Source organism: Pseudomonas akapageensis (assembly GCF_011355085.1).
Lineage (GTDB): Bacteria > Pseudomonadota > Gammaproteobacteria > Pseudomonadales > Pseudomonadaceae > Aquipseudomonas > Aquipseudomonas akapageensis.
The window spans coordinates 89,339-113,883 of the sequence record NZ_VXCP01000027.1 but is presented as its reverse complement, the minus strand read 5'-3'; the positions used below and the strand labels follow the sequence as shown (position 1 = coordinate 113,883).

Genomic DNA, 24,545 nt, shown 5'->3' with positions numbered 1-24,545 from the left:
CACAAATCATCACATACCCGATTCGCTGGAGTGTCTGACAAGACCTTCTGGCTACAGAATTTCTTGACGACCATAGAGCATTGGAACCACCTGATCCCATCCCGAACTCAGCAGTGAAACGATGCATCGCCGATGGTAGTGTGGGGTTTCCCCATGTGAGAGTAGGTCATCGTCAAGATTAAATTCCGAAACCCCATCTGCGAACGCAGATGGGGTTTTGTTTTTGCCCCGCGAAAAGCCCCGCATACTCCTGGACCTCGTTCCCACGCGCAGCAAAGGAATGCCTCTCCTGACGCTCCGCGTCGCGACGCTGGAGCGTCGGACCCTGCATTCCCACGCAGAGCGTGGGAACGAGGAACGAGGGGCGCCCGCCTCCAAATCCGCAATCGTCGCGATTACAGAATCGTGTACGAACGTTCCTACAATGCCCTCGTGCTTTCTATGCAACGGCTCGCTGCATGGCTATCATGCCTGCCTCATTGAAAGGCGAGATTGGCATGTTGACGTTGTTGAAGCTGCTGAAGGATGGGCGATTCCACTCTGGGCAAGCGCTGGGCGCGGCCTTGGGCGTGAGTCGCAGTGCCGTGTGGAAGCAGCTGCAGCAATTGGAAGCAGAGCTGAATCTATCCATCCATAAAGTGCGTGGCCGTGGTTACCAGTTGGCCAGGCCTTTGTCGCTGCTCGATGAGGACGCGATCAAGCAGGCGTCCAAAGGCGAATACTGGCCGGCCCTCATCTTCGATTCCATTGACTCGACCAATGCCGAAGCCTTGCGTGCCATCGAGCGTGGCCAGCCGGCGCCTTTCCTGGTGCTAGCCGAGCGACAATCAGCGGGGAGAGGGCGGCGCGGGCGTGCCTGGGTCAGTCCATTCGCGGAAAACCTCTATTACAGTCTTGTGCTGAGGATTGAGGGTGGGATGCGTCAGCTCGAAGGGCTGAGCCTGGTTGTCGGGTTGGCCGTCCTGCAGGCGCTGCGGGAGCAGGGCGTTGCCGAGGCTGGATTGAAGTGGCCGAATGACGTGCTGGTGGGAACTCGAAAAATCGCCGGTATCCTGCTGGAGTTGGTCGGGGATCCGGCGGACGTTTGTCACGTCGTCCTGGGTATTGGTATCAACGTCAATATGCAGGCCAATGCCGAAGTGGATCAGGACTGGACTTCGGTTCAGCTATCGACGGGCAAGGCGCTCGATCGCAACGTGCTGGTGGCACAGCTGAATTCGAAGCTGCAGCACTATTTGTCGCGGCATCAATCGGAAGGATTCGCTGCGATTGCCCAGGAGTGGGAGCAAAATCACCTGTGGCAGGGGCGTGCGGTATCGCTCATTGCCGGTGTAAACAAGGTGGACGGGATTGTGTTGGGTATCGATCAGCAAGGCGCCTTGCGGTTGAAAGTGGGTGAAATTGAAAAACATTTCAGTGGTGGAGAGCTCAGTTTGAGGTTGCGTGATGATTCTTGAGCTCGATTGTGGGAACAGCTTTATCAAGTGGCGAGTTATTCGTCGCGATACCAGTGCCGTGGTTGCGGGTGGCGTGACTGACTCTGACCAGGCCTTGTTGCAGGCATTGAAGCAGATTGCCGGCCTCAAGCTCGGGCATTGCCGTCTCGTAAGCGTGCGCACCGAGGAGGAGACGGCGCGTCTGACAGATCTCCTTGTTGCGGACTATTCGCTCACGGTGTCGATTGCCAGGCCTGCGAAAGAACTCGCTGGGGTACGCAACGGATACGAGGAGTATGAGCGTCTCGGTCTCGACCGATGGCTTGCACTGCTGGGTGGTTTTCATTTGGCGGGTGGTGCCTGCGTTGTCATCGACTTCGGCACTGCCGTCACCTCGGATTTTGTCGCTCCTGATGGTGAGCATCTTGGCGGATTCATCTGTCCGGGTATGCCCCTGATGCGTAATCAATTGCGTACCCACACCCGCAGGATTCGCTATGACGATGCCTCGGCAGAGCGTGCAATGGCAACTCTCGATCCGGGGCGTTCAACGGTTGAAGCTGTAGAGCGCGGATGTACGTTGATGTTGCGTGGTTTTGTGCAGACGCAGCTTGAACATGCGCAATCACTGTGGGGTGACGAGTTCAGCGTATTTCTCACGGGGGGTGATGCGGATTTGGTGAGTGAAGTTGCGCCGCGCGCGCGGGTCGTTCCGGATCTGGTTTTTGTCGGCCTGGCCATGGCTTGCCCGTTGAACTGAGGTGTTTATGCGCTGGTTGTTTCTGTTGCTCTTGGTGCTCAATGCCTTCTATTACGTGTGGCACCAGCAGGAAGCACCATTGAAGGCCAAGGAAGTGCCGGCTCTGTCCCTTTATAAGGGTGCACAACAAGATATTCACTTGCTCAGTGAGTCTGGTCGAGAGGCCCAGCGAAAGGAGCGGGGCAAGGTGGCTGCTGGGGATGCGCAGGAATGCCTGTACCTGGGCGTTCCCAGTGAAGACCAGCTGAGTGTGCTGTCGCAGCGTCTGGCCGGGATGAACGTCGTGGTGCGCCTGCAGGCGGGCAAGATGTCTGATTCCCAGGGGATGTGGCTCAGAATCGCCCCTGAAAGCCGGGCTTTGCTGGGCGAAACGGCCTTGGGAACACTTTCCCGTGAATTCAAAGACTTAAAACATAAAATAATGTTGTGCGAAGGCATTGCAAGTGTCGAATAGTTTGCATAGAATGGCGCCCGCTCCACAGGGATGACGTCTAGTACGAAAGCTTGTGAAGCGCCTGTCAACGTAGCTAACCTCAAGATTTAATTGAGAAAAAGGGTTGACAGAGGGGTGGCAAGAGTTGATAATGCCGCCACGTTCAGGAGGGGTTCCCGAGCGGCCAAAGGGATCAGACTGTAAATCTGACGTCTACGACTTCGAAGGTTCGAATCCTTCCCCCTCCACCAATTTAGCGAGAGCCGCAAGCTCCGCGGGTATAGTTTAGTGGTAGAACCTCAGCCTTCCAAGCTGATGATGCGGGTTCGATTCCCGCTACCCGCTCCACGTTTGCTGTTGTTGCGCAGTGTTACGCTCTTGTAGCTCAGTTGGTAGAGCACACCCTTGGTAAGGGTGAGGTCAGCGGTTCAAATCCGCTCAAGAGCTCCATTACTCAGGCAGATATGAAAATATCTGCCTTTGTTTTATAAGTGGTTGAAATCGCTTATTCGGACCGGCATAATGGTCGGCCTGATTATGTTTTTAGGTCAGTAGCTCAATTGGCAGAGCGACGGTCTCCAAAACCGTAGGTTGGGGGTTCGATTCCCTCCTGACCTGCCAGATTCACACGGTGTGTCTGGCTTTCTTTTCACAGGATCCTCCTAGATGACTCCCAAGGCTGAAGCCCAAGACTCTCGTTTTGATCTGCTCAAGTGGCTGGTTGTTGTCGCTTTGGTAGCTGTAGGCGTTGTCGGAAATCAGTACTACTCCGCGTCGCCTCTCCTGTACCGGGTTCTCGCGCTGCTTGTCATTGCTGCTGTAGCTGCCTTCGTTGGCCTGCAGACTACCAAAGGCAAGTCGTTCTTCGCCCTGGCTAAGGAAGCTCGTACCGAAATCCGTAAAGTCGTTTGGCCGACTCGCCAAGAGACCACTCAGACCACGCTGATCGTAGTGGCGGTCGTTCTGGTCATGGCGTTGCTGTTGTGGGGTCTTGATTCCCTGCTCGGCTGGCTTGTTTCCTTGATTGTTGGCTAAGGGTGTCCCGTGGCTAAGCGTTGGTACGTTGTGCATGCTTACTCGGGTTACGAGAAGCATGTTATGCGCTCTTTGATCGAGCGTGTAAAGCTGGCTGGCATGGAAGATGGCTTTGGCGAAATTCTGGTCCCCACTGAAGAAGTGGTCGAGATGCGCAATGGCCAGAAGCGCAAAAGCGAACGCAAGTTCTTCCCTGGTTATGTGCTGGTCCAGATGGATATGAACGAGGGTACTTGGCACTTGGTCAAGGACACACCTCGGGTGATGGGCTTTATCGGTGGTACTGCCGACAAGCCAGCACCAATTACCGATAAGGAAGCCGAGGCTATCCTGCGTCGCGTCGCTGATGGTAGCGACAAGCCGAAACCGAAGACTCTGTTCGAGCCGGGCGAGGTTGTACGTGTGACCGACGGTCCGTTCGCGGACTTCAACGGCACTGTCGAAGAGGTCAACTACGAAAAGAGCCGGATCCAGGTGGCCGTGCTTATTTTCGGACGCTCTACTCCGGTAGAGCTCGAGTTCAGCCAGGTCGAAAAGGTCTAGCTGAAGGCAGATCCCATGCCCCGCAGGCGTAAGCTGCGGGGTTTTGTCGTCTCTGGGATAAAACGCAAGCAACCGGGGAGCCTCTTTTGGCGTTCGTACCCGATATTGGAGTAGCTCATGGCTAAGAAAATCACGGCTTACATCAAGCTGCAAGTAAAGGCCGGCCAGGCCAACCCTAGCCCGCCCGTCGGCCCGGCTCTGGGTCAACATGGTGTTAACATCATGGAATTCTGCAAGGCCTTCAACGCCCGTACTCAGGGTCAGGAAGCCGGCCTGCCGACTCCAGTTATCATCACTGTTTACAGTGACCGTAGCTTCACCTTCGAAACCAAAAGCACCCCAGCTTCGGTTCTGCTGAAAAAAGCTGCTGGCCTGACCAGCGGTTCCGCACGTCCGAACACCGTTAAAGTCGGTACCGTGACCCGTGCTCAGCTGGAAGATATCGCTAAAGCCAAGAACGCGGACCTGACTGCCGCTGACATGGAAGCAGCCGTGCGTACCATCGCCGGTTCTGCTCGCTCCATGGGCCTCAACGTGGAGGGTGTGTAATGGCTAAGCTGACCAAGCGCCAAAAGGCTATTGCTTCCAAAATCGAAGCAGGCAAGGTTTACAACTTCGAAGAAGCAGCAAACCTGCTGGCCGAACTGTCCACCGTGAAGTTCAGCGAATCCTTCGACGTTGCCGTTAACCTGGGCGTTGACCCACGTAAATCCGACCAGGTCGTACGTAGCGCAACTGTGCTGCCACACGGTACTGGCAAGACTGTACGTGTTGCTGTCTTCACCCAAGGTCCAGCTGCTGAAGCCGCTCTGGCTGCAGGCGCGGATCGCGTTGGCATGGACGACCTGGCTGCCGAAATGAAAGGCGGCGACCTGAACTATGACGTCGTCATTGCTTCCCCGGACGCAATGCGTGTTGTAGGTCAACTGGGTCAGATCCTGGGTCCACGTGGTCTGATGCCTAACCCGAAAGTCGGCACCGTGACTCCAGACGTAGCTACCGCGGTTAAAAACGCCAAGGCTGGTCAGGTTCGTTATCGCACCGACAAAAACGGCATCATCCACACCTCCGTTGGCAAGATCGGCTTCGATGCCGTCAAGCTGAAGGAAAACGTTGAAGCCCTGATCGCTGATCTGAAGCGTATCAAGCCAGCTTCTTCGAAAGGTATTTACGTCAAGCGCGTTACCCTGAGCACCACCATGGGTCCAGGTCTGGTCATCGACCAGAGCTCCCTGAGCGCGTAAGACCACGACTGGCGCAAGCGATTGCGCCAATCGGCAAGATTGGGGTCCCTGCCTGGCGGGGGCTGTCCAAGACCGTAGGCGACGCAAGTCTTAAACCAAAAGCCTACGCAGATGGTGCTCCCGGTTCCTTACCGAATCAGACACCAAAACGACATCCGACTTCGGTTGGATGAAACGGTAACAAGCAGGAGTTAAACCCGTGGCAATTAAACTCGAAGACAAGAAGGCCATCGTCGCTGAAGTCAACGAGGCTGCCAAAGTCGCTCTGTCCGCTGTCGTGGCTGATGCCCGTGGCGTTACAGTAGGCGCAATGACCGGACTCCGTAAAGAGGCTCGTGAAGCTGGCGTTTACGTACGTGTCGTACGTAACACCCTGCTCAAGCGCGCTGTTGCTGACACTGAATACAGTGTCCTCAACGACGTGTTCACCGGCCCGACCCTGATTGCATTCTCCAAGGAACATCCGGGCGCTGCTGCTCGTATTTTCAAAGAGTTCGCCAAGGGTCAGGACAAGTTCGAGATCAAGGCAGCTGCGTTCGAGGGCAAGTACCTCGCAGCAAACGAGATCGACGTGTTGGCTACCCTGCCAACTCGCGACGAAGCCATTGCAAAGCTGATGAGCGTGATCCAAGGCGCTACCAGCAAGCTGGCTCGTACTCTGGCGGCCATTCGCGACCAGAAAGAAGCTACCGCTGCCTAAGGCATCGTAAACTCTTTCAAAATCATATGTTTAATTTGATGGCTGCGTAGGCTGTCACCCCAATACAGGATTCAAGTCATGTCTCTGACTAACGAACAAATCATCGAAGCAATCGGCCAGAAATCCGTTATGGAAATCGTTGAGCTGATCAAAGCGATGGAAGAAACCTTCGGCGTTACCGCTGCTGTTGCCGCTGCCGGCCCAGCTGCTGCTGCCGCTGTTGTTGAAGAGCAAACCGAGTTCAACGTTGTCCTGGTTGAAGCTGGCGAGAAGAAAGTCAACGTCATCAAGGCTGTACGTGAGCTGACTGGTCTGGGCCTGAAAGAAGCCAAAGAGAAAGTTGACGGCGCTCCTCAGGTCGTTGCTGAAGGCGTTTCGAAAGAAGCTGCTGAAGACGCCAAGAAGAAGCTGGAAGAAGCAGGCGCCAAAGTCGAGCTCAAGTAAGCATCGACCTTGCGTCTCCAGCCCGAGCGTTAAGCGACAGGCTGATGGCTGGTGGCTCATGCCACCGGCCTTTTTCCGTTATTGGCGGCCGACCAGGTCGGCGCCTCTAACGTGCTGTAACCACCCGATGTGGTGGCGCAAACCAAGGGGTTTGCACGATTTTCTGGCCGCTCCCGTCGGGAGAGGCCAAACAAGCAGGTGACCAAGCTGGGGAACGCTGATGGCTTACTCATACACTGAGAAAAAACGTATCCGCAAGGACTTTAGCAAGTTGCCGGACGTCATGGATGTGCCGTACCTCCTGGCCATCCAGCTGGATTCGTATCGTGAATTCTTGCAGGCGGGAGCGACCAAAGATCAGTTCCGCGACGTGGGCCTGCATGCGGCCTTCAAATCGGTATTCCCGATCATCAGCTACTCCGGCAATGCTGCCCTGGAGTACGTTGGCTATCGTCTGGGCGAACCGGCGTTCGATGTCAAAGAATGCGTGTTGCGCGGTGTCACGTACGCCGTACCTTTGCGGGTAAAAGTCCGTCTGATCATTTTCGACAAAGAATCGTCGAACAAAGCGATCAAGGACATCAAAGAGCAAGAAGTCTACATGGGTGAAATCCCCCTGATGACTGAGAACGGTACCTTTGTTATCAATGGTACCGAGCGTGTGATCGTTTCCCAGCTGCACCGTTCGCCTGGTGTGTTCTTCGACCACGACCGTGGCAAGACGCACAGCTCCGGCAAACTGCTGTACTCGGCTCGCATCATTCCTTACCGTGGCTCGTGGCTGGACTTCGAGTTCGATCCGAAAGACTGCGTATTCGTCCGGATCGACCGTCGTCGTAAACTGCCTGCGTCGGTACTGCTGCGCGCGCTGGGTTACAGCACCGAAGAAGTCCTCGATGCCTTCTACACCACCAACGTATTCCATGTGCAGGGCGAACAGCTCAGCCTGGAGCTGGTGCCTCAGCGCCTGCGTGGTGAAATTGCTGTCCTGGATATCCTCGACAACAATGGCAAGGTCATCGTCGAGCAAGGCCGTCGTATTACCGCACGTCACATCAACCAGTTGGAAAAAGCCGGCATCAAGCAGCTGGAAGTTCCTCTGGACTACGTGTTGGGCCGTACCACTGCCAAAGCTATCGTTCACCCGGCTACCGGTGAAATCCTGGCTGAGTGCAACACCGAGCTGAGCACCGACATCCTGGCGAAAATCGCCAAGGCCCAGGTCGTTCGCATCGAGACGCTGTACACCAACGATATCGATTGCGGTCCGTTCATCTCCGATACGCTGAAAATCGACTCCACCAGCAACCAACTCGAAGCGCTGGTCGAGATCTATCGCATGATGCGTCCTGGCGAGCCGCCAACCAAGGATGCTGCTGAAACCCTGTTCAACAACCTGTTCTTCAGTCCTGAGCGCTATGACCTGTCTGCGGTCGGCCGGATGAAGTTCAACCGTCGTATCGGTCGTACCGAGATCGAAGGTTCGGGCGTGTTGAGCAAGGAAGACATCGTTGCCGTTCTGAAGACCCTGGTCGACATCCGTAACGGTAAAGGCATCGTCGATGACATCGACCACCTGGGTAACCGTCGTGTTCGCTGCGTAGGCGAGATGGCCGAGAACCAGTTCCGCGTTGGCCTGGTACGTGTTGAGCGTGCGGTCAAAGAGCGTCTGTCGATGGCTGAAAGCGAAGGCCTGATGCCGCAAGACCTGATCAACGCCAAGCCGGTTGCGGCGGCGGTGAAAGAGTTCTTCGGTTCCAGCCAGCTGTCCCAGTTCATGGACCAGAACAACCCGCTGTCCGAGATCACCCACAAGCGTCGTGTCTCCGCACTCGGCCCAGGTGGTCTGACCCGTGAGCGTGCAGGCTTTGAAGTCCGTGACGTACACCCGACCCACTACGGCCGCGTGTGCCCGATCGAGACCCCTGAAGGTCCGAACATCGGTCTGATCAACTCCTTGGCGGCCTATGCGCGTACCAACCAGTACGGCTTCCTCGAGAGCCCGTACCGTGTGGTTAAAGACGCGCTGGTAACCGACGAGATCGTCTTCCTGTCGGCAATCGAAGAGGCCGATCACGTGATCGCCCAGGCTTCGGCTGCAATGAACGACCAGAAGGTGCTGATCGACGAGCTGGTAGCCGTACGTCACCTGAACGAGTTCACCGTTAAAGCGCCTGAAGACGTCACCCTGATGGACGTTTCGCCCAAGCAGGTAGTTTCGGTCGCAGCCTCGCTGATCCCGTTCCTCGAGCACGACGACGCCAACCGTGCGTTGATGGGTTCGAACATGCAGCGTCAAGCTGTACCGACCCTGCGCGCCGACAAGCCGCTGGTAGGTACCGGCATGGAGCGCAACGTTGCCCGTGACTCCGGCGTTTGCGTCGTGGCTCGCCGTGGCGGCGTGATCGATTCGGTTGACGCCAGCCGTATCGTGGTTCGTGTTGCCGATGATGAAGTCGAGCCAGGCGAAGCCGGTGTCGACATCTACAACCTGACCAAGTACACCCGCTCGAACCAGAACACCTGCATCAACCAGCGTCCGCTGGTGAGCAAGGGTGATCGTGTTCAGCGCAGCGACATCATGGCAGACGGTCCGTCCACCGATATGGGTGAGCTGGCTCTGGGCCAGAACATGCGCATCGCGTTCATGGCCTGGAACGGTTTCAACTTCGAAGACTCCATCTGCCTGTCCGAGCGTGTTGTTCAGGAAGACCGTTTCACCACGATCCACATCCAGGAACTGACCTGTGTGGCTCGTGACACCAAGCTTGGCCCAGAGGAAATCACTGCGGACATCCCGAACGTGGGTGAAGCCGCTCTGAACAAGCTGGACGAAGCCGGTATCGTTTACGTAGGTGCTGAAGTAGGCGCAGGCGACATCCTGGTTGGTAAGGTCACTCCGAAAGGCGAGACCCAGCTGACGCCGGAAGAAAAACTGCTGCGTGCGATCTTCGGTGAAAAAGCCAGCGACGTTAAAGACACCTCCCTGCGCGTACCGACCGGTACCAAGGGTACTGTCATCGACGTTCAGGTCTTCACCCGTGACGGCGTCGAGCGTGATGCTCGTGCTCTGTCGATCGAGAAGAGCCAGCTGGACGAGATCCGCAAGGACCTCAACGAAGAGTTCCGCATCGTCGAAGGCGCAACCTTCGAGCGTCTGCGTTCCGCTCTGGTCGGTCAGATCGTCGAAGGTGGTGCGGGCCTGAAAAAAGGCACCGAGATCACCAACGAAGTCCTCGACGGTCTCGAGCACGGCCAGTGGTTCAAACTGCGTATGGCCGAAGACGCGCTGAACGAACAACTGGAAAAGGCTCAGGCCTACATCGTTGATCGTCGCCGTCTGCTGGACGACAAGTTCGAAGACAAGAAGCGCAAGCTGCAACAGGGCGATGACCTGGCACCGGGCGTTCTGAAGATCGTCAAGGTTTACCTGGCAATCCGTCGTCGCATCCAGCCGGGCGACAAGATGGCCGGTCGTCACGGTAACAAGGGTGTGGTCTCCGTGATCATGCCGGTTGAAGACATGCCGCACGATGCCAACGGCACGCCGGTGGACGTCGTTCTCAACCCGTTGGGTGTACCTTCGCGTATGAACGTCGGTCAGATCCTTGAAACCCACCTGGGCCTCGCGGCCAAAGGTCTGGGCGAGAAGATCAACCGCATGCTCGAAGAGCAGCGCAAGGTCGCTGAGCTGCGCAAGTTCCTGACCGAGATCTACAACGAGATCGGTGGTCGCCAGGAAAACCTGGAAGATTTCTCCGACCAGGAAATCCTGGATCTGGCGAAAAACCTGAAAGGCGGCGTGCCAATGGCAACTCCGGTCTTCGACGGTGCCAAGGAGCGTGAAATCAAGGCCATGCTGAAACTGGCAGACATGCCGGAAAGCGGCCAGATGCAGCTGTTCGACGGTCGTACCGGCAACAAGTTCGAGCGTCATGTGACCGTTGGTTACATGTACATGCTCAAGCTGAACCACTTGGTGGACGACAAGATGCACGCGCGTTCCACTGGTTCTTACAGCCTGGTTACCCAGCAGCCGCTGGGTGGTAAGGCGCAGTTCGGTGGTCAGCGTTTCGGGGAGATGGAAGTTTGGGCGCTGGAAGCATACGGCGCGGCTTACACCCTGCAAGAAATGCTCACAGTGAAGTCGGACGATGTGAACGGTCGGACCAAGATGTACAAAAACATCGTGGACGGCGATCACCGTATGGAGCCGGGCATGCCCGAGTCCTTCAACGTGTTGATCAAAGAGATTCGTTCGCTCGGTATCGATATCGATCTGGAAACCGAATAACACGTGACGCGAATCGGGAGCGCGGCTGAAAAGCCCGCTCCCTGCTCCGCCAGGAGGAAAGGCCTTGAAAGACCTACTGAATTTGCTGAAAAACCAGGGTCAAGTCGAAGAGTTCGACGCCATCCGTATCGGATTGGCCTCGCCTGAGATGATCCGTTCGTGGTCGTTCGGTGAAGTTAAAAAGCCGGAAACCATCAACTACCGTACGTTCAAGCCTGAGCGTGACGGCCTTTTCTGCGCCAAGATCTTTGGCCCGGTCAAGGACTACGAGTGCCTGTGCGGTAAGTACAAGCGCTTGAAGCACCGTGGCGTGATCTGTGAGAAGTGCGGCGTTGAAGTTGCGCTGGCCAAGGTCCGTCGTGAGCGTATGGCCCACATCGAACTGGCCTCGCCAGTTGCCCACATCTGGTTCCTGAAGTCCCTGCCGTCGCGTATCGGCTTGCTGATGGACATGACCCTGCGTGATATCGAGCGCGTTCTCTACTTCGAGAGCTACGTCGTTATCGACCCGGGCATGACCACCCTGGAAAAAGGCCAGCTGCTGAACGACGAGCAGTACTTCGAAGCACTCGAAGAGTTCGGTGACGACTTCGACGCCCGCATGGGTGCTGAAGCTGTCCGTGAACTGCTGCACGCGATCGACCTGGAGCACGAGATTGGCCGTCTGCGCGAAGAAATTCCGCAAACCAACTCTGAAACCAAGATCAAGAAGCTGTCCAAGCGCCTGAAGTTGATGGAAGCCTTCCAGGGCTCCGGCAACCTGCCTGAGTGGATGGTGTTGACCGTTCTGCCGGTTCTGCCGCCAGATCTGCGTCCACTGGTTCCGCTGGATGGCGGTCGCTTCGCGACTTCCGACCTCAACGATCTGTATCGTCGAGTGATCAACCGTAACAACCGTCTGAAGCGTCTGCTGGACCTGTCCGCACCTGACATCATCGTGCGCAACGAAAAGCGCATGCTGCAGGAAGCGGTCGACGCACTGCTCGACAACGGTCGTCGCGGTCGCGCGATTACCGGTTCGAACAAGCGTCCTCTGAAATCCCTGGCTGACATGATCAAGGGTAAGCAAGGTCGTTTCCGTCAGAACTTGCTCGGTAAGCGTGTTGACTACTCGGGTCGTTCGGTAATTACCGTAGGTCCGACCCTGCGTCTGCACCAGTGCGGTCTGCCGAAGAAAATGGCTCTCGAGCTGTTCAAGCCGTTCATTTTCGGCAAGCTGGAAATGCGTGGTCTGGCGACCACCATCAAAGCTGCCAAGAAGATGGTCGAGCGCGAGCTGCCAGAGGTCTGGGACGTTCTCGCCGAAGTGATTCGCGAACACCCCGTACTGCTCAACCGTGCACCGACCCTTCACCGTCTGGGTATCCAAGCGTTTGAACCGGTACTGATCGAAGGTAAGGCTATCCAGCTGCACCCTCTGGTCTGTGCTGCGTACAACGCCGACTTCGACGGCGACCAAATGGCCGTGCACGTACCGCTGACGCTGGAAGCCCAGCTCGAAGCGCGTGCGTTGATGATGTCGACCAACAACATCCTGTCGCCAGCCAACGGTGAGCCAATCATCGTTCCGTCGCAGGACGTTGTATTGGGTCTGTACTACATGACCCGTGAAGCGATCAACGCCAAGGGCGAAGGTCGTGTGTTCGCCGACCTGCAGGAAGTCGACCGCGTATTCCGCGCCGGCGAAGCTGCCCTGCACGCCAAGATCAAGGTTCGTATCAACGAAACCGTGAACGATCGTGATGGCGGCAGCGTGACCAACACCCGTATCGTCGACACCACCGTCGGCCGTGCGCTGTTGTTCCAGGTTGTGCCAAAAGGCTTGTCTTTCGACGTCGTCAACCTGCCGATGAAGAAGAAGGCGATCTCCAAGCTCATCAACCAGTGCTACCGCGTGGTTGGTCTGAAAGAGACCGTTATTTTCGCTGACCAGTTGATGTACACCGGTTTTGCCTACTCGACGATCTCGGGTGTTTCCATCGGCGTTAACGACTTCGTTATCCCGGATGAGAAAGCTCGCATCATCGGTACCGCTACCGACGAAGTCAAAGAGATCGAAAGCCAGTACGCATCCGGCCTGGTAACCCAGGGCGAGAAGTACAACAAGGTAATCGACCTCTGGTCCAAGGCGAACGACGAAGTTTCCAAGGCGATGATGGCCAACCTCTCGAAAGAGAAAGTCATCGACCGTCATGGCAACGAAGTCGAGCAGGAGTCCTTCAACTCCATGTACATGATGGCTGACTCCGGTGCCCGGGGTTCGGCAGCTCAGATTCGTCAGTTGGCCGGTATGCGTGGTCTGATGGCCAAGCCGGACGGCTCGATCATCGAGACGCCGATCACCGCGAACTTCCGTGAAGGTCTGAGCGTACTCCAGTACTTCATCTCGACTCACGGTGCTCGTAAGGGTCTTGCGGATACCGCGTTGAAAACCGCTAACTCCGGTTACCTGACTCGTCGTCTGGTAGACGTTGCGCAAGACCTGGTTGTGACTGAAGTCGATTGCGGTACCGAACACGGTCTGTTGATGACTCCGCACATCGAAGGCGGCGACGTTGTAGAGCCGCTGGGTGAGCGCGTACTGGGTCGTGTGATTGCTCGCGACGTATTCAAGCCTGGCACCGATGATGTCATCGTTCCGGCCGGCACCCTGGTTGACGAGAAGTGGGTCGAATTCATCGAGCTGAACAGCATCGACGAAGTGATCGTACGTTCGCCAATCAGCTGCGAAACCCGCTACGGCATCTGCGCCAAGTGCTACGGTCGTGACCTGGCTCGCGGTCACCAGGTGAACATCGGTGAAGCTGTCGGCGTAATCGCTGCCCAGTCGATCGGTGAACCGGGTACCCAGCTGACCATGCGTACGTTCCACATCGGTGGTGCGGCAAGCCGGACCTCGGCTGCCGACAGCGTTCAGGTGAAGAATGGCGGTACCGTCCGTCTGCACAACCTGAAGCACGTAGAGCGTCTGGACGGCAACCTGGTTGCTGTGTCGCGTTCCGGTGAGCTGGCCATCGCTGATGACTTCGGTCGTGAGCGTGAGCGTTACAAGCTGCCATACGGTGCCGTGATTTCGGTGAAGGAAGGCGACAAGGTCGACGCTGGCGCAATCGTGGCCAAGTGGGATCCGCACACTCACCCGATCGTCACCGAGATGAAAGGTACCGTGACCTTCGTGGGCATGGAAGAAGGCATCACGATCAAGCGTCAAACAGACGAACTGACCGGCCTGACCAACATCGAAGTTCTGGATCCGAAGGATCGTCCTGCTGCAGGCAAGGAAATTCGTCCTGCGGTCAAGATGGTCGGTGTCGATGGCAAGGATCTGCTGCTGCCAGGTACCGACGTACCGGCTCAGTACTTCCTGCCGGCCAACGCCCTCGTCGGTGTGGCTGACGGTGTGCAAGTGGGTGTGGGTGACGTTATCGCCCGTATCCCGCAGGAAACTTCGAAAACTCGCGACATCACCGGTGGTCTGCCGCGCGTTGCCGACTTGTTCGAAGCGCGTCGTCCGAAAGAAGCCTCGATTCTGGCTGAAGTCAGCGGCACCATCGCGTTCGGTAAAGAGACCAAGGGCAAGCGTCGTCTGGTCATCACCCCGAACGACGGTAGCGATCCGTACGAGGAGCTGATTCCGAAGTGGCGTCACCTGAACGTCTTCGAAGGCGAACAAGTGAACCGCGGCGAAGTTATCTCCGACGGCCCAAGCGATCCGCACGACATCCTGCGTCTGCTGGGTGTCAGCGCGCTGGCCAAGTACATCGTCAACGAGATTCAGGACGTTTACCGTCTGCAAGGCGTGAAGATCAACGACAAGCACATCGAGACGATCCTTCGTCAGATGCTGCGTAAAGTCGAGATCTCCGAGTCGGGCGACTCCAGCTTCATCAAGGGCGACCAGATGGAGTTGACTCAGGTCCTGGTCGAAAACGAGCGTCTGGTGGCCGAGGAGAAATTCATCTCCAAGTACACTCGCGTTCTGTTGGGTATCACCAAGGCGTCGCTGTCGACCGAATCGTTCATCTCCGCGGCTTCCTTCCAGGAGACTACCCGCGTACTGACCGAAGCGGCCGTTACCGGCAAGCGCGATTACCTGCGCGGCCTGAAAGAAAACGTGGTCGTGGGTCGTCTGATCCCGGCAGGTACCGGTCTGGCTTACCACAGCGAGCGTAAGCGTCGCCGTGAAGCAGACAAGCCGCTGCGTGTCAGCGCCAGTGAAGTGGAAGCTGCACTGACTGAAGCGCTGAACTCCAGCGGTAACTGACAGGTAGGCCCTGGCGTCCTCGTTCAGCCAATTTCGACATATTTTGTCGAGAGCGGTTGAGCGGGGAGGGCGGGGCCTTGCCTTGACTGGGGACAAGATCCTCTTTAGACTCTTGTACCCCTAAATTTGGCGGGAACTCGTTCCTGCCATTTTGCTTTTCTTGCAAGACAATAGCGTCGCAAGACAACAGTGGAGCTAGTAGATGGCAACTATCAACCAGCTGGTACGTCAGCCGCGTAAGCGTATCGTCGAGAAATCCGACGTGCCTGCGCTGCAGAACTGCCCGCAACGTCGTGGCGTGTGCACCCGTGTGTACACCACTACGCCGAAAAAACCTAACTCGGCACTGCGTAAAGTATGCCGTGTGCGTCTGACCAACGGTTTCGAGGTTTCCTCGTACATCGGCGGTGAAGGCCACAACCTGCAAGAGCACAGCGTGGTACTGATCCGCGGCGGTCGTGTAAAAGACTTGCCAGGTGTTCGTTACCACACCGTTCGCGGTTCTTTGGATACTTCCGGCGTTAAAGGTCGTAACCAGGGTCGTTCGAAGTACGGTACCAAGCGTCCGAAGTAATGGCCGCTTGCAGCAATTTGCAGATTTCTATTTTTCTGAGTCGATAAGAGTAAGGTCGGGCGATCACTTTGGTGGCATGTCCCGAGCTAACCTGAAGACCGTTTGAGGGCTTATCCATGCCAAGAAGACGCGTAGCAGCCAAGCGCGAAGTGCTTGACGATCCAAAATACGGAAGCCAAATCCTGGCCAAGTTCATGAACCACGTAATGGAAAGCGGCAAGAAAGCCGTTGCCGAGCGTATCGTTTATGGCGCGCTGGACAAGGTTAAAGAACGCAAGAACAGCGACCCACTGGAAATCTTCGAGAAAGCTCTCGACGCCATCGCTCCGCTGGTCGAAGTAAAGTCGCGCCGTGTAGGCGGTGCCACTTACCAGGTTCCGGTCGAAGTTCGCCCGTCCCGTCGTAACGCCCTGGCAATGCGCTGGTTGGTAGACTACGCCCGCAAGCGCGGCGAGAAGTCTATGGCCCTGCGTTTGGCCGGCGAGCTGTTGGACGCTGCTGAAGGCAAAGGTGCTGCAGTTAAGAAGCGTGAAGACGTGCACCGTATGGCTGAAGCCAACAAGGCTTTCTCGCACTACCGCTTCTAATTTTAGCGTCACTAATTTTGCGAGGGCTTTATGGCTCGTACAACTGATATCAAGCGCTACCGTAACATCGGTATCGTTGCTCACGTGGATGCGGGTAAAACCACAACCACCGAGCGCGTCCTTTTTTACACGGGCGTAAACCACAAAATGGGCGAGGTGCATGATGGCGCCGCGACCATGGACTGGATGGTGCAGGAGCAGGAGCGGGGTATCACCATTACCTCCGCTGCTACTACCGCTTTCTGGGAAGGTTCTGCCAAGCAGTTCCCTAAGCACCGCTTCAACATCATCGATACCCCCGGCCACGTTGACTTCACTATTGAAGTAGAGCGTTCGCTGCGTGTACTCGACGGTGCGGTCGTTGTGTTCTGCGGTACCTCGGGTGTTGAGCCTCAGTCCGAAACCGTATGGCGTCAAGCCAACAAGTACGGTGTTCCACGTCTCGTTTACGTGAACAAGATGGACCGTGCTGGCGCAAACTTCCTGCGCGTAGTCGGTCAGATCAAGCAGCGTCTGGGTCACACTCCAGTGCCTATCCAGTTGGCTATCGGTTCCGAAGACAACTTCCAGGGTCAGATCGATCTGATGACCATGGAAGCGGTTTACTGGGACGACGCTGACAAGGGCATGACTGCTCGTCGCGAAGCTATCCCTGCCGAACTGCAGGAATTGGCTCAAGAGTGGCGCAGCAACATGGTCGAGGCTGCGGCCGAAGCCAACGAAGAGCTGATGAACAAGTACCTCGAGGGTGAAGAACTCTCCATCGAGGAAATCAAGGGCGCTCTGCGTCAGCGTACTATCGCTGGTGAAATCGTTCTGGCTGTTTGCGGTTCTTCCTTCAAGAACAAGGGTGTTCCCCTGGTTCTCGACGCCGTTATCGACTACCTGCCTGCACCAGTGGATATTCCTGCCATCAAGGGTACCGACCCGGATGACGAGACTATCGACATGGAGCGTCATGCAGACGACAACGAGCCGTTCTCGGCTCTGGCGTTCAAGATCGCTACCGACCCATTCGTGGGTACCCTGACCTTTGCTCGCGTTTACTCGGGCGTGTTGAACTCCGGCGACGGCGTGATCAACTCGGTCAAGGGCAAGAAAGAGCGCGTGGGTCGTATGGTGCAAATGCACGCAAACACCCGCGAAGAGATCAAGGAAGTACGCGCTGGCGACATCGCGGCCCTGATCGGCATGAAGGACGTCACCACCGGTGACACCCTGTGCTCTGCTGACAAGCCAATCATCCTGGTTCGCATGGACTTCCCGGAGCCGGTAATCTCGGTTGCCGTTGAGCCGAAAACCAAGGATGACCAGGAAAAAATGGGTATCGCTCTGGGCAAACTCGCTCAGGAAGACCCATCTTTCCGCGTCAAGACTGATGAAGAGACTGGTCAAACGATCATCTCCGGCATGGGCGAATTGCACCTGGACATCCTGGTTGACCGGATGCGCCGTGAGTTCAACGTCGAAGCCAACATCGGTAAACCACAGGTTTCCTACCGTGAGAAGATCACGAAGGCCTGTGAGATCGAAGGCAAGTTCGTTCGCCAGTCCGGTGGTCGTGGTCAGTTCGGCCACTGCTGGATCCGTTTTGCTCCTGCTGACGAAGGTCAGGAAGGTCTGCAATTCCTGAACGAAGTGGTTGGTGGTGTGGTTCCAAAGGAATACATCCCGGCTATCCAGAAGGGTATCGAAGAGCAGATGAAGAACGGCGTTGTTGCCGGCTATCCGCTGATCGGCCTGAAGGCTACCGTTTTCGATGGTTCTTACCACGACGTCGACTCCAACGAGATGGCGTTCAAGGTGGCTGCTTCCATGGCGACCAAGCAACTGGCTACCAAAGGTGGCGGTGTTGTACTTGAGCCGATCATGAAGGTAGAAGTTGTAACACCTGAGGACTACATGGGTGACGTGATGGGTGACCTGAACCGTCGTCGTGGTCTGATCCAGGGTATGGAAGATACGGTTTCCGGCAAAGTGATTCGCGCCGAAGTTCCGTTGGGTGAAATGTTCGGTTATGCGACCGACGTTCGTTCCATGTCTCAGGGTCGCGCGAGCTACTCTATGGAATTCTCCAAATACTCGGAAGCTCCGTCGAATATCGTCGAAGCTATCGTTAAAAAACAAGGCTGATTCAGCCCCTTTAGGCTAGGAGTTCACTGTCGTGGCTAAAGAAAAATTTGATCGTACCCTACCGCACGTCAACGTTGGCACCATCGGTCACGTTGACCACGGTAAAACCACTCTGACCGCTGCTCTGACTCGCGTCTGCTCCGAAGTTTTCGGTTCGGCAGTCGTTGAATTCGACAAGATCGACAGCGCCCCAGAAGAAAAAGCTCGCGGTATCACCATCAACACCGCTCACGTCGAGTACAACTCGAACATTCGTCACTACGCTCACGTTGACTGCCCAGGTCACGCTGACTACGTGAAGAACATGATCACCGGTGCTGCCCAGATGGACGGCGCGATCCTGGTTTGCTCGGCCGCTGATGGTCCGATGCCACAAACCCGTGAGCACATCCTGCTGTCCCGTCAGGTAGGCGTTCCGTACATCGTGGTCTTCCTGAACAAGGCTGACCTGGTAGACGACGCTGAGCTGCTGGAACTGGTCGAGATGGAAGTTCGTGACCTGCTGAGCACCTACGACTTCCCAGGCGACGACACCCCGATCATCATTGGTTCCGCGCGTATGGCGCTGGAAGGCAAAGATGACAACGAGATGGGCACCAGTGCTGTCCGCAAACTGGTTGAAACTCTGGATACCTACATCCCAGAGCCAGTTCGTGCTATCGACAAGCCGTTCCTGATGCCAATCGAAGACGTGTTCTCGATCTCCGGTCGCGGTACCGTTGTTACCGGTCGTATCGAGCGTGGTATCGTTCGCGTTCAAGATCCACTGGAAATCGTTGGTCTGCGTGACACCACCAACACCACCTGCACCGGTGTTGAAATGTTCCGTAAGCTGCTCGACGAAGGTCGTGCTGGCGAGAACTGCGGCGTTCTGCTGCGTGGTACCAAGCGTGACGACGTTGAGCGTGGCCAGGTTCTGGTCAAGCCAGGTTCGGTCAAGCCGCACACCAAGTTCGAAGCCGAAGTTTACGTTCTGAGCAAAGAAGAAGGCGGTCGTCACACGCCGTTCTTCAAAGGCTACCGTCCACAGTTCTACTTCCGTACTACTGACGTGACCGGTAACTGCGAACTGCCAGAAGGCGTTGAAATGGTAATGCCAGGCGACAACATCAAAATGGTTGTCACCCTGATCAAGACCATCGCAATGGAAGACGGCCTGCGTTTCGCAATCCGTGAAGGCGGCCGTACCGTTGGTGCTGGCGTCGTTGCAAAAATCATCGAGTAATCGTTGATCGTTTAAAAAGGCCCCCGCTTAGCGGGGGCTTTTTTATTGGGTTGACACCCAGTGGGGGCGTCTATAGAATCACGCCTCCTTTTAACGGGCGTATTGCGCTCGGTGGGAATAGCAGCCGGAGTCTGAAATCCAATGCAAAATCAGCAAATCCGTATCAGGTTGAAGGCTTTCGACCATCGTCTGATCGACCAATCTACCCAGGAAATCGTGGAAACCGCGAAACGTACTGGGGCTCAGGTGCGTGGTCCTATTCCGCTCCCTACCCGTAAAGAGCGGTTCACCGTTCTGGTTTCCCCGCACGTCAACAAAGACGCGCGTGACCAGTACGAGATCCGCACTCATAAGCGTGTTCTGGACATCGTCCAGCCAACGGATAAAACCGTTGACGCGCTGATGAAGCTTGATCTTGCGGCAGGTGTGGAAGTGCAGATCAGCCTCGGCTAAGACTTGGGTCTTAGTCGTGTAACGCTCTGAAATGGGCGGCCATAGCGGGTGAAAGCCCCGTACACTCATGAGGTTTACAACATGACTATTGGTGTAGTCGGTCGTAAATGCGGTATGACCCGTATTTTCACCGAAGAAGGTGTCTCCATTCCGGTCACGGTCATTGAGATCGAGCCGAATCGCGTCACCCAGTTCAAAACTGAAGAAACCGATGGCTATCGTGCAGTGCAAGTCACTGTCGGCGAGCGTCGCGCTTCGCGTGTAACAGCTGCGCAGGCTGGCCACTTCGCTAAAGCGAACGTTGCCGCTGGTCGTACCGTAATGGAATTCCGCCTTGAAGAAGGCGAGTACCAGGCCGGCGATCTGATCAAGGCTGAAATCTTCGCCGCTGGTCAACTGGTAGACGTTACCGGTCAGTCCAAGGGTAAAGGCTTCGCCGGTACCATCAAGCGCTGGAATTTCCGCGGGCAAGATAACACCCACGGTAACTCCGTATCCCACCGCGTCCCAGGCTCTATCGGCCAGTGCCAGACTCCTGGTCGTGTATTCAAGGGCAAAAAAATGTCCGGTCATATGGGCGCCGAGCGCGTGACCGTGCAGTCCCTGGAAGTAGTGCGCGTGGACGCTGAACGCAATCTGTTGTTGGTCAAGGGCGCTGTTCCTGGCGCTACTGGCGGCAACCTGGTTGTACGTCCAGCAGCCAAGGCTCGCGGTTAAGGGGAAGCTGACATGCAATTAAATGTAAATGACGCTCAAGCGATCGAAGTTTCCGAACTGACCTTCGGCGGCGAGTTCAACGAGACGCTGGTACACCAAGCAGTCGTGGCCTACATGGCCGGCGGCCGTCAGGGTAGCAAGGCACAAAAGACCCGTTCCGACGTATCCGGTGGCGGCAAGCGCCCATGGCGTCAGAAGGGCACTGGTCGTGCTCGTGCTGGTACCATCCGTAGCCCAATCTGGCGCGGCGGCGGCACCACCTTCGCAGCGCGTCCTCAGGACCACTCGCAGAAGCTCAACAAGAAGATGTATCGCGCAGCACTGCGCTCCATCCTCGCCGAGCTGGTACGCACCGACCGTCTGGTCGTGGTTCAGGACTTCGCTGTTGAAGCACCGAAAACCAAAGATCTGCTGAACAAGCTGAATGGCATGGGTCTGACCGACGTTCTGATCGTGTCCGAAGCTGTTGATCAGAATCTGTACCTGGCTGCTCGCAACCTGCCTCACGTCGACGTACGTGATGTGCAAGGTTCCGATCCAGTTAGTCTGATCGCATACGACAAAGTGTTGATCACTGTGTCGGCCGTGAAGAAATTCGAGGAGCTGCTGGGATGAACCAGGAACGCGTATTTAAAGTTCTGCTTGGCCCGCACGTTTCCGAGAAGGCTACGGTTCTGGCAGACAAAAAAGGTCAGTTCGTTTTCAAGGTTGCTACCGATGCAACCAAGCTGGAAATCAAGAAGGCCGTCGAAAGCCTGTTCAGCGTGAAAGTAGAGCGTGTTACTACCCTGAATGTTCTGGGTAAGAGCAAGCGCACTGCTCGCGGTCTGGGCAAGCGTAATGACTGGAAGAAGGCAGTTATCTCCCTTCAGCCAGGCCAAGATCTCGATTTCAGCAGCAGTGCTGAGTAAGGAAGGGGTGCATCATGGCAATCGTTAAATGCAAACCGACTTCCCCTGGCCGCCGTTTTGTGGTCAAGGTGGTCAACCAGGAGCTGCATAAAGGCGCTCCTCACGCACCGCTGCTCGAGAAAAAGTCGAAGTCTGGTGGTCGTAACAACAATGGCCGCATCACTACACGTCACGTGGGTGGTGGTCATAAGCAGCACTATCGTTTGGTTGACTTCCGTCGCAACGACAAAGATGGCATCGCTGCCACCGTCGAGCGTATCGAATACGATCCAAACCGTACTGCTCACATCGCTCTGCTGCTGTACGCAGATGGCGAGCGTCGCTACATCATCGCCCCTAAAGGCGTGAGCGCTGGCGACCAGCTGATCGCAGGTGCTCTGGCACCGATCAAGCCGGGCAACGCTCTGCAACTGCGTAACATTCCAGTTGGTAGCACCGTACACGGCATCGAATTGAAGCCAGGTAAAGGCGCTCAGATCGCTCGTTCCGCTGGTGCTTCGGCTCAGCTGATCGCTCGTGAAGGTGTCTACGTGACCCTGCGTCTGCGTTCTGGTGAGATGCGTAAAGTGCTGGCTGAATGCCGCGCGACCCTGGGCGAAGTCTCGAACTCCGAGCACAGCCTGCGTTCGCTGGGTAAAGCTGGTGCCAAACGCTGGCGTGGCGTTCGCCCAACCGTTCGTGGTGTTGCCATGAACCCGGTTGACCACCCACATGGTGGTGGTGAAGGTCGTACCTCTGGTGGTCGTCATCCGGTATCGCCATGGGGCTTCCCGACTAAGGGCGCGAAGACTCGTGGTAATAAGCGTACCGACAAAATGATCGTCCGTCGTCGCAAGTAAATAGAGGGATACGACAGTGCCACGTTCTCTGAAAAAAGGTCCTTTTATTGATCTTCACCTACTGAAGAAGATCGAAGTGGCGGCGGAAAAGAACGATCGCAAACCAGTCAAGACCTGGTCGCGTCGTTCGATGATCCTGCCACAAATGGTCGGTCTGACCATCGCTGTACATAACGGTCGTCAACACGTCCCCGTTCTCGTGAACGAAGACATGGTCGGCCATAAACTGGGCGAGTTCGCCGGTACCCGCACTTATCGTGGGCACGTGGCTGACAAGAAAGCCAAGCGTTAAGGGGTAAGGAAATGGAAGTAGCCGCTAAGTTGTCGGGCGCTCGAATCTCCGCCCAGAAAGCCCGCTTGGTCGCCGACCAGATTCGCGGGAAGAAGGTGGGCGAAGCGCTCAACCTGTTGGCTTTCAGCAGCAAGAAAGCCGCTGAAATCATGAAGAAAGTGCTGGAGTCGGCCGTAGCCAACGCCGAGCATAACGAAGGCGCAGACGTTGATGACCTGAAGGTCTCCACCGTTTTCGTCAACGAAGGGCGTTCGCTGAAGCGAATCATGCCGCGTGCCAAAGGCCGCGCTGATCGCATCGTCAAGCGGTCTTGCCATATCACTGTCAAGGTTGCGGACAAGTAACGGAGTCGATCAGATGGGTCAGAAAGTACATCCCATTGGCATTCGCCTGGGAATCGTCAAGGAGCACACCTCCGTCTGGTACGCAGACGGTCGGACTTATGCGGACTACTTGTTCGCTGATCTGAAGGTGCGTGAGTATCTCCAAGACAAACTAAAAAGCGCGTCCGTAAGCCGTATCGATATCCATCGTCCGGCCCAAACTGCACGCATCACCATCCACACCGCTCGTCCAGGTATCGTTATCGGGAAGAAAGGTGAAGATGTTGAAAAACTGCGTCAGGACCTGACCAAGCAAATGGGTGTGCCTGTGCACATCAATATCGAAGAGATCCGCAAGCCGGAGCTCGACGGTATGCTGGTTGCGCAGAGCGTAGCTCAGCAGCTGGAGCGTCGTGTAATGTTCCGTCGCGCTATGAAGCGCGCAGTACAGAACGCCATGCGCATTGGTGCCAAAGGCATCAAAATCCAAGTGAGCGGTCGTCTCGGCGGTGCTGAAATCGCACGTACTGAATGGTATCGCGAAGGTCGTGTGCCACTGCACACCCTGCGTGCCGATATCGACTATGCCACCTACGAAGCTCACACCACTTACGGTGTGATCGGTGTGAAGGTTTGGATCTTCAAAGGCGAAGTAATTGGTGGTCGCCAAGAAGAACTGAAACCACAAGCACCTGCGCCTCGTAAAAAAGCTGCTAAGTAAGGGGTACGCCAAATGTTGCAACCAAAGCGTACGAAGTTCCGCAAGCAGATGACCGGCCACAACCGTGGTCTGGCACTGCGCGGTAGCAAAGTCAGCTTCGGCGAATTCGCCTTGAAAGCTGTTGCTCGCGGTCGTCTCACCGCCCGTCAGATTGAGTCAGCGCGTCGTGCACTGACCCGTCACGTAAAGCGTGGCGGTAAAATCTGGATCCGTGTTTTCCCGGACAAGCCGATCTCCAAGAAGCCTCTCGAAGTGCGGATGGGTAAAGGTAAGGGTTCCGTGGAATACTGGGTTGCCCAGATTCAGCCAGGCAAAGTCCTGTATGAAATCGAGGGTGTTTCTGAAGAGCTGGCGCGTGAGGCTTTCGCCTTGGCAGCTGCAAAGTTGCCTCTCGCCACCTCCTTTGTTAAGCGGACGGTGATGTGATGAAAGCGAATGAACTTCGTGAAAAATCAGCACAGCAACTGAACGAGCAACTGCTCGGCTTGCTGCGCGACCAGTTCAATCTGCGTATGCAGAAGGCAACTGGCCAGTTGGGGCAGTCTCACCTGCTCTCGCAAGTTAAGCGTGACATCGCTCGCGTGAAAACTGTGCTCAACCAGCAGGCAGGTAAGTAA

General features: G+C 56.2%; 25 protein-coding genes, 4 tRNA genes and 1 rRNA gene. All 30 read left to right on the top strand.

Features of this window, described 5'->3' with window-relative positions; translation table 11 throughout:
* Nucleotides 1-62: 62 nt before the first annotated feature.
* Nucleotides 63-178: ribosomal RNA gene (rrf, locus tag F2S13_RS18170) — 5S ribosomal RNA — on the top strand.
* A 319-nt stretch (nt 179-497) separates the two neighbouring features.
* Complete coding sequence (gene birA, locus F2S13_RS18165; RefSeq protein WP_166363266.1) at nt 498-1,457, top strand: bifunctional biotin--[acetyl-CoA-carboxylase] ligase/biotin operon repressor BirA; 960 nt, start codon at nt 498-500, stop codon at nt 1,455-1,457.
* Entirely contained in the window at nt 1,447-2,196 is a 750-nt protein-coding gene (locus F2S13_RS18160; RefSeq protein ID WP_166363264.1) for a pantothenate kinase, read from the top strand. The genes birA and F2S13_RS18160 overlap by 11 nt, the downstream gene beginning before the upstream one ends.
* Before the next feature lie 7 nt (nt 2,197-2,203).
* A complete protein-coding gene (locus F2S13_RS18155) occupies nt 2,204-2,650 on the top strand; it encodes a hypothetical protein (RefSeq protein ID WP_166363262.1) in 447 nt (148 codons plus the stop codon).
* 145 nt (nt 2,651-2,795) lie between these two features.
* Nucleotides 2,796-2,880, top strand: a tRNA-Tyr gene (locus tag F2S13_RS18150).
* A 23-nt stretch (nt 2,881-2,903) separates the two neighbouring features.
* A tRNA-Gly gene (locus F2S13_RS18145) sits at nt 2,904-2,977 on the top strand.
* Between the two features lie 26 nt (nt 2,978-3,003).
* Nucleotides 3,004-3,079 (top strand) — tRNA-Thr (locus F2S13_RS18140).
* A gap of 95 nt (nt 3,080-3,174) precedes the next feature.
* A tRNA-Trp gene (locus F2S13_RS18135) sits at nt 3,175-3,250 on the top strand.
* Between the two features lie 45 nt (nt 3,251-3,295).
* Complete coding sequence (secE, locus tag F2S13_RS18130; protein ID WP_166363261.1) at nt 3,296-3,664, top strand: preprotein translocase subunit SecE; 369 nt, start codon at nt 3,296-3,298, stop codon at nt 3,662-3,664.
* A gap of 9 nt (nt 3,665-3,673) precedes the next feature.
* On the top strand, nt 3,674-4,207 hold the full coding sequence (nusG, locus tag F2S13_RS18125; protein WP_010443972.1) for a transcription termination/antitermination protein NusG: 534 nt from the start codon (nt 3,674-3,676) through the stop codon (nt 4,205-4,207).
* A 117-nt stretch (nt 4,208-4,324) separates the two neighbouring features.
* The gene (gene rplK, locus F2S13_RS18120; protein ID WP_043192510.1) at nt 4,325-4,756 is read left to right on the top strand and encodes a 50S ribosomal protein L11; all 432 of its coding nucleotides are present in this window, start codon (nt 4,325-4,327) and stop codon (nt 4,754-4,756) included.
* Entirely contained in the window at nt 4,756-5,451 is a 696-nt protein-coding gene (gene rplA, locus F2S13_RS18115; RefSeq protein WP_166363259.1) for a 50S ribosomal protein L1, read from the top strand. Before rplK ends, rplA begins: the two co-directional genes overlap by 1 nt.
* Nucleotides 5,452-5,650: 199 nt before the next feature.
* The gene (rplJ, locus tag F2S13_RS18110) at nt 5,651-6,151 is read left to right on the top strand and encodes a 50S ribosomal protein L10 (RefSeq protein ID WP_166363257.1); all 501 of its coding nucleotides are present in this window, start codon (nt 5,651-5,653) and stop codon (nt 6,149-6,151) included.
* A gap of 78 nt (nt 6,152-6,229) precedes the next feature.
* Complete coding sequence (rplL, locus tag F2S13_RS18105; protein ID WP_166363255.1) at nt 6,230-6,595, top strand: 50S ribosomal protein L7/L12; 366 nt, start codon at nt 6,230-6,232, stop codon at nt 6,593-6,595.
* Nucleotides 6,596-6,815: 220 nt separating this feature from the next.
* Nucleotides 6,816-10,889: a DNA-directed RNA polymerase subunit beta gene (gene rpoB, locus F2S13_RS18100; protein ID WP_166363253.1), complete on the top strand. Its 4,074-nt coding sequence runs from the start codon at nt 6,816-6,818 to the stop codon at nt 10,887-10,889.
* Nucleotides 10,890-10,953: 64 nt separating this feature from the next.
* Nucleotides 10,954-15,153: a DNA-directed RNA polymerase subunit beta' gene (gene rpoC, locus F2S13_RS18095; protein WP_166363251.1), complete on the top strand. Its 4,200-nt coding sequence runs from the start codon at nt 10,954-10,956 to the stop codon at nt 15,151-15,153.
* A 202-nt stretch (nt 15,154-15,355) separates the two neighbouring features.
* On the top strand, nt 15,356-15,727 hold the full coding sequence (gene rpsL / locus F2S13_RS18090) for a 30S ribosomal protein S12 (RefSeq protein WP_003186084.1): 372 nt from the start codon (nt 15,356-15,358) through the stop codon (nt 15,725-15,727).
* Between the two features lie 116 nt (nt 15,728-15,843).
* Nucleotides 15,844-16,314 (top strand): 30S ribosomal protein S7, encoded by a 471-nt coding sequence (gene rpsG, locus F2S13_RS18085; protein ID WP_073269011.1) that lies wholly within the window; start codon nt 15,844-15,846, stop codon nt 16,312-16,314.
* 30 nt (nt 16,315-16,344) lie between these two features.
* Entirely contained in the window at nt 16,345-18,447 is a 2,103-nt protein-coding gene (fusA, locus tag F2S13_RS18080) for an elongation factor G (RefSeq protein WP_166363249.1), read from the top strand.
* A gap of 31 nt (nt 18,448-18,478) precedes the next feature.
* Nucleotides 18,479-19,672, top strand: a complete 1,194-nt coding sequence (tuf, locus tag F2S13_RS18075) for an elongation factor Tu (protein ID WP_166363247.1) — start codon at nt 18,479-18,481, stop codon at nt 19,670-19,672.
* A 141-nt stretch (nt 19,673-19,813) separates the two neighbouring features.
* Nucleotides 19,814-20,125 (top strand): 30S ribosomal protein S10, encoded by a 312-nt coding sequence (gene rpsJ / locus F2S13_RS18070; protein WP_003186070.1) that lies wholly within the window; start codon nt 19,814-19,816, stop codon nt 20,123-20,125.
* A gap of 81 nt (nt 20,126-20,206) precedes the next feature.
* Nucleotides 20,207-20,842, top strand: coding sequence for a 50S ribosomal protein L3 (gene rplC / locus F2S13_RS18065; RefSeq protein ID WP_166363245.1), 636 nt, complete (start codon nt 20,207-20,209; stop codon nt 20,840-20,842).
* Between the two features lie 12 nt (nt 20,843-20,854).
* Nucleotides 20,855-21,457 (top strand): 50S ribosomal protein L4, encoded by a 603-nt coding sequence (gene rplD / locus F2S13_RS18060; RefSeq protein ID WP_166363243.1) that lies wholly within the window; start codon nt 20,855-20,857, stop codon nt 21,455-21,457.
* Complete coding sequence (gene rplW / locus F2S13_RS18055) at nt 21,454-21,753, top strand: 50S ribosomal protein L23 (RefSeq protein ID WP_002555488.1); 300 nt, start codon at nt 21,454-21,456, stop codon at nt 21,751-21,753. The genes rplD and rplW overlap by 4 nt, the downstream gene beginning before the upstream one ends.
* A gap of 14 nt (nt 21,754-21,767) precedes the next feature.
* Nucleotides 21,768-22,592, top strand: a complete 825-nt coding sequence (rplB, locus tag F2S13_RS18050; RefSeq protein WP_007924198.1) for a 50S ribosomal protein L2 — start codon at nt 21,768-21,770, stop codon at nt 22,590-22,592.
* A 16-nt stretch (nt 22,593-22,608) separates the two neighbouring features.
* Complete coding sequence (gene rpsS / locus F2S13_RS18045) at nt 22,609-22,884, top strand: 30S ribosomal protein S19 (protein ID WP_002555486.1); 276 nt, start codon at nt 22,609-22,611, stop codon at nt 22,882-22,884.
* 11 nt (nt 22,885-22,895) lie between these two features.
* Nucleotides 22,896-23,228 carry a 50S ribosomal protein L22 gene (gene rplV, locus F2S13_RS18040; protein WP_003103908.1) on the top strand — a complete coding sequence of 111 codons (333 nt, stop codon included), beginning with the start codon at nt 22,896-22,898 and terminating at the stop codon, nt 23,226-23,228.
* Nucleotides 23,229-23,241: 13 nt separating this feature from the next.
* Nucleotides 23,242-23,928 carry a 30S ribosomal protein S3 gene (gene rpsC, locus F2S13_RS18035; protein WP_027982006.1) on the top strand — a complete coding sequence of 229 codons (687 nt, stop codon included), beginning with the start codon at nt 23,242-23,244 and terminating at the stop codon, nt 23,926-23,928.
* 12 nt (nt 23,929-23,940) lie between these two features.
* Nucleotides 23,941-24,354 carry a 50S ribosomal protein L16 gene (gene rplP / locus F2S13_RS18030; RefSeq protein WP_003255479.1) on the top strand — a complete coding sequence of 138 codons (414 nt, stop codon included), beginning with the start codon at nt 23,941-23,943 and terminating at the stop codon, nt 24,352-24,354.
* Nucleotides 24,354-24,545, top strand: coding sequence for a 50S ribosomal protein L29 (gene rpmC, locus F2S13_RS18025; RefSeq protein ID WP_002555481.1), 192 nt, complete (start codon nt 24,354-24,356; stop codon nt 24,543-24,545). Before rplP ends, rpmC begins: the two co-directional genes overlap by 1 nt.

Bases quoted from the DNA above. Each gene is read 5' to 3' on its own strand.
- rpsG (WP_073269011.1), top strand. From the start codon at position 15,844: ATGCCAAGAAGACGCGTAGCAGCCAAGCGCGAAGTGCTTGACGATCCA.
- rpoB (WP_166363253.1), top strand. From the start codon at position 6,816: ATGGCTTACTCATACACTGAGAAAAAACGTATCCGCAAGGACTTTAGC.
- fusA (WP_166363249.1), top strand. From the start codon at position 16,345: ATGGCTCGTACAACTGATATCAAGCGCTACCGTAACATCGGTATCGTT.
- rplP (WP_003255479.1), top strand. From the start codon at position 23,941: ATGTTGCAACCAAAGCGTACGAAGTTCCGCAAGCAGATGACCGGCCAC.
- rplB (WP_007924198.1), top strand. From the start codon at position 21,768: ATGGCAATCGTTAAATGCAAACCGACTTCCCCTGGCCGCCGTTTTGTG.
- rpsL (WP_003186084.1), top strand. From the start codon at position 15,356: ATGGCAACTATCAACCAGCTGGTACGTCAGCCGCGTAAGCGTATCGTC.
- rpsC (WP_027982006.1), top strand. From the start codon at position 23,242: ATGGGTCAGAAAGTACATCCCATTGGCATTCGCCTGGGAATCGTCAAG.
- rpsJ (WP_003186070.1), top strand. From the start codon at position 19,814: ATGCAAAATCAGCAAATCCGTATCAGGTTGAAGGCTTTCGACCATCGT.
- rplD (WP_166363243.1), top strand. From the start codon at position 20,855: ATGCAATTAAATGTAAATGACGCTCAAGCGATCGAAGTTTCCGAACTG.
- F2S13_RS18160 (WP_166363264.1), top strand. From the start codon at position 1,447: ATGATTCTTGAGCTCGATTGTGGGAACAGCTTTATCAAGTGGCGAGTT.
- rplW (WP_002555488.1), top strand. From the start codon at position 21,454: ATGAACCAGGAACGCGTATTTAAAGTTCTGCTTGGCCCGCACGTTTCC.
- rplV (WP_003103908.1), top strand. From the start codon at position 22,896: ATGGAAGTAGCCGCTAAGTTGTCGGGCGCTCGAATCTCCGCCCAGAAA.
- secE (WP_166363261.1), top strand. From the start codon at position 3,296: ATGACTCCCAAGGCTGAAGCCCAAGACTCTCGTTTTGATCTGCTCAAG.
- birA (WP_166363266.1), top strand. From the start codon at position 498: ATGTTGACGTTGTTGAAGCTGCTGAAGGATGGGCGATTCCACTCTGGG.
- rplK (WP_043192510.1), top strand. From the start codon at position 4,325: ATGGCTAAGAAAATCACGGCTTACATCAAGCTGCAAGTAAAGGCCGGC.
- rplL (WP_166363255.1), top strand. From the start codon at position 6,230: ATGTCTCTGACTAACGAACAAATCATCGAAGCAATCGGCCAGAAATCC.
- rplA (WP_166363259.1), top strand. From the start codon at position 4,756: ATGGCTAAGCTGACCAAGCGCCAAAAGGCTATTGCTTCCAAAATCGAA.
- F2S13_RS18155 (WP_166363262.1), top strand. From the start codon at position 2,204: ATGCGCTGGTTGTTTCTGTTGCTCTTGGTGCTCAATGCCTTCTATTAC.
- rplC (WP_166363245.1), top strand. From the start codon at position 20,207: ATGACTATTGGTGTAGTCGGTCGTAAATGCGGTATGACCCGTATTTTC.
- rpmC (WP_002555481.1), top strand. From the start codon at position 24,354: ATGAAAGCGAATGAACTTCGTGAAAAATCAGCACAGCAACTGAACGAG.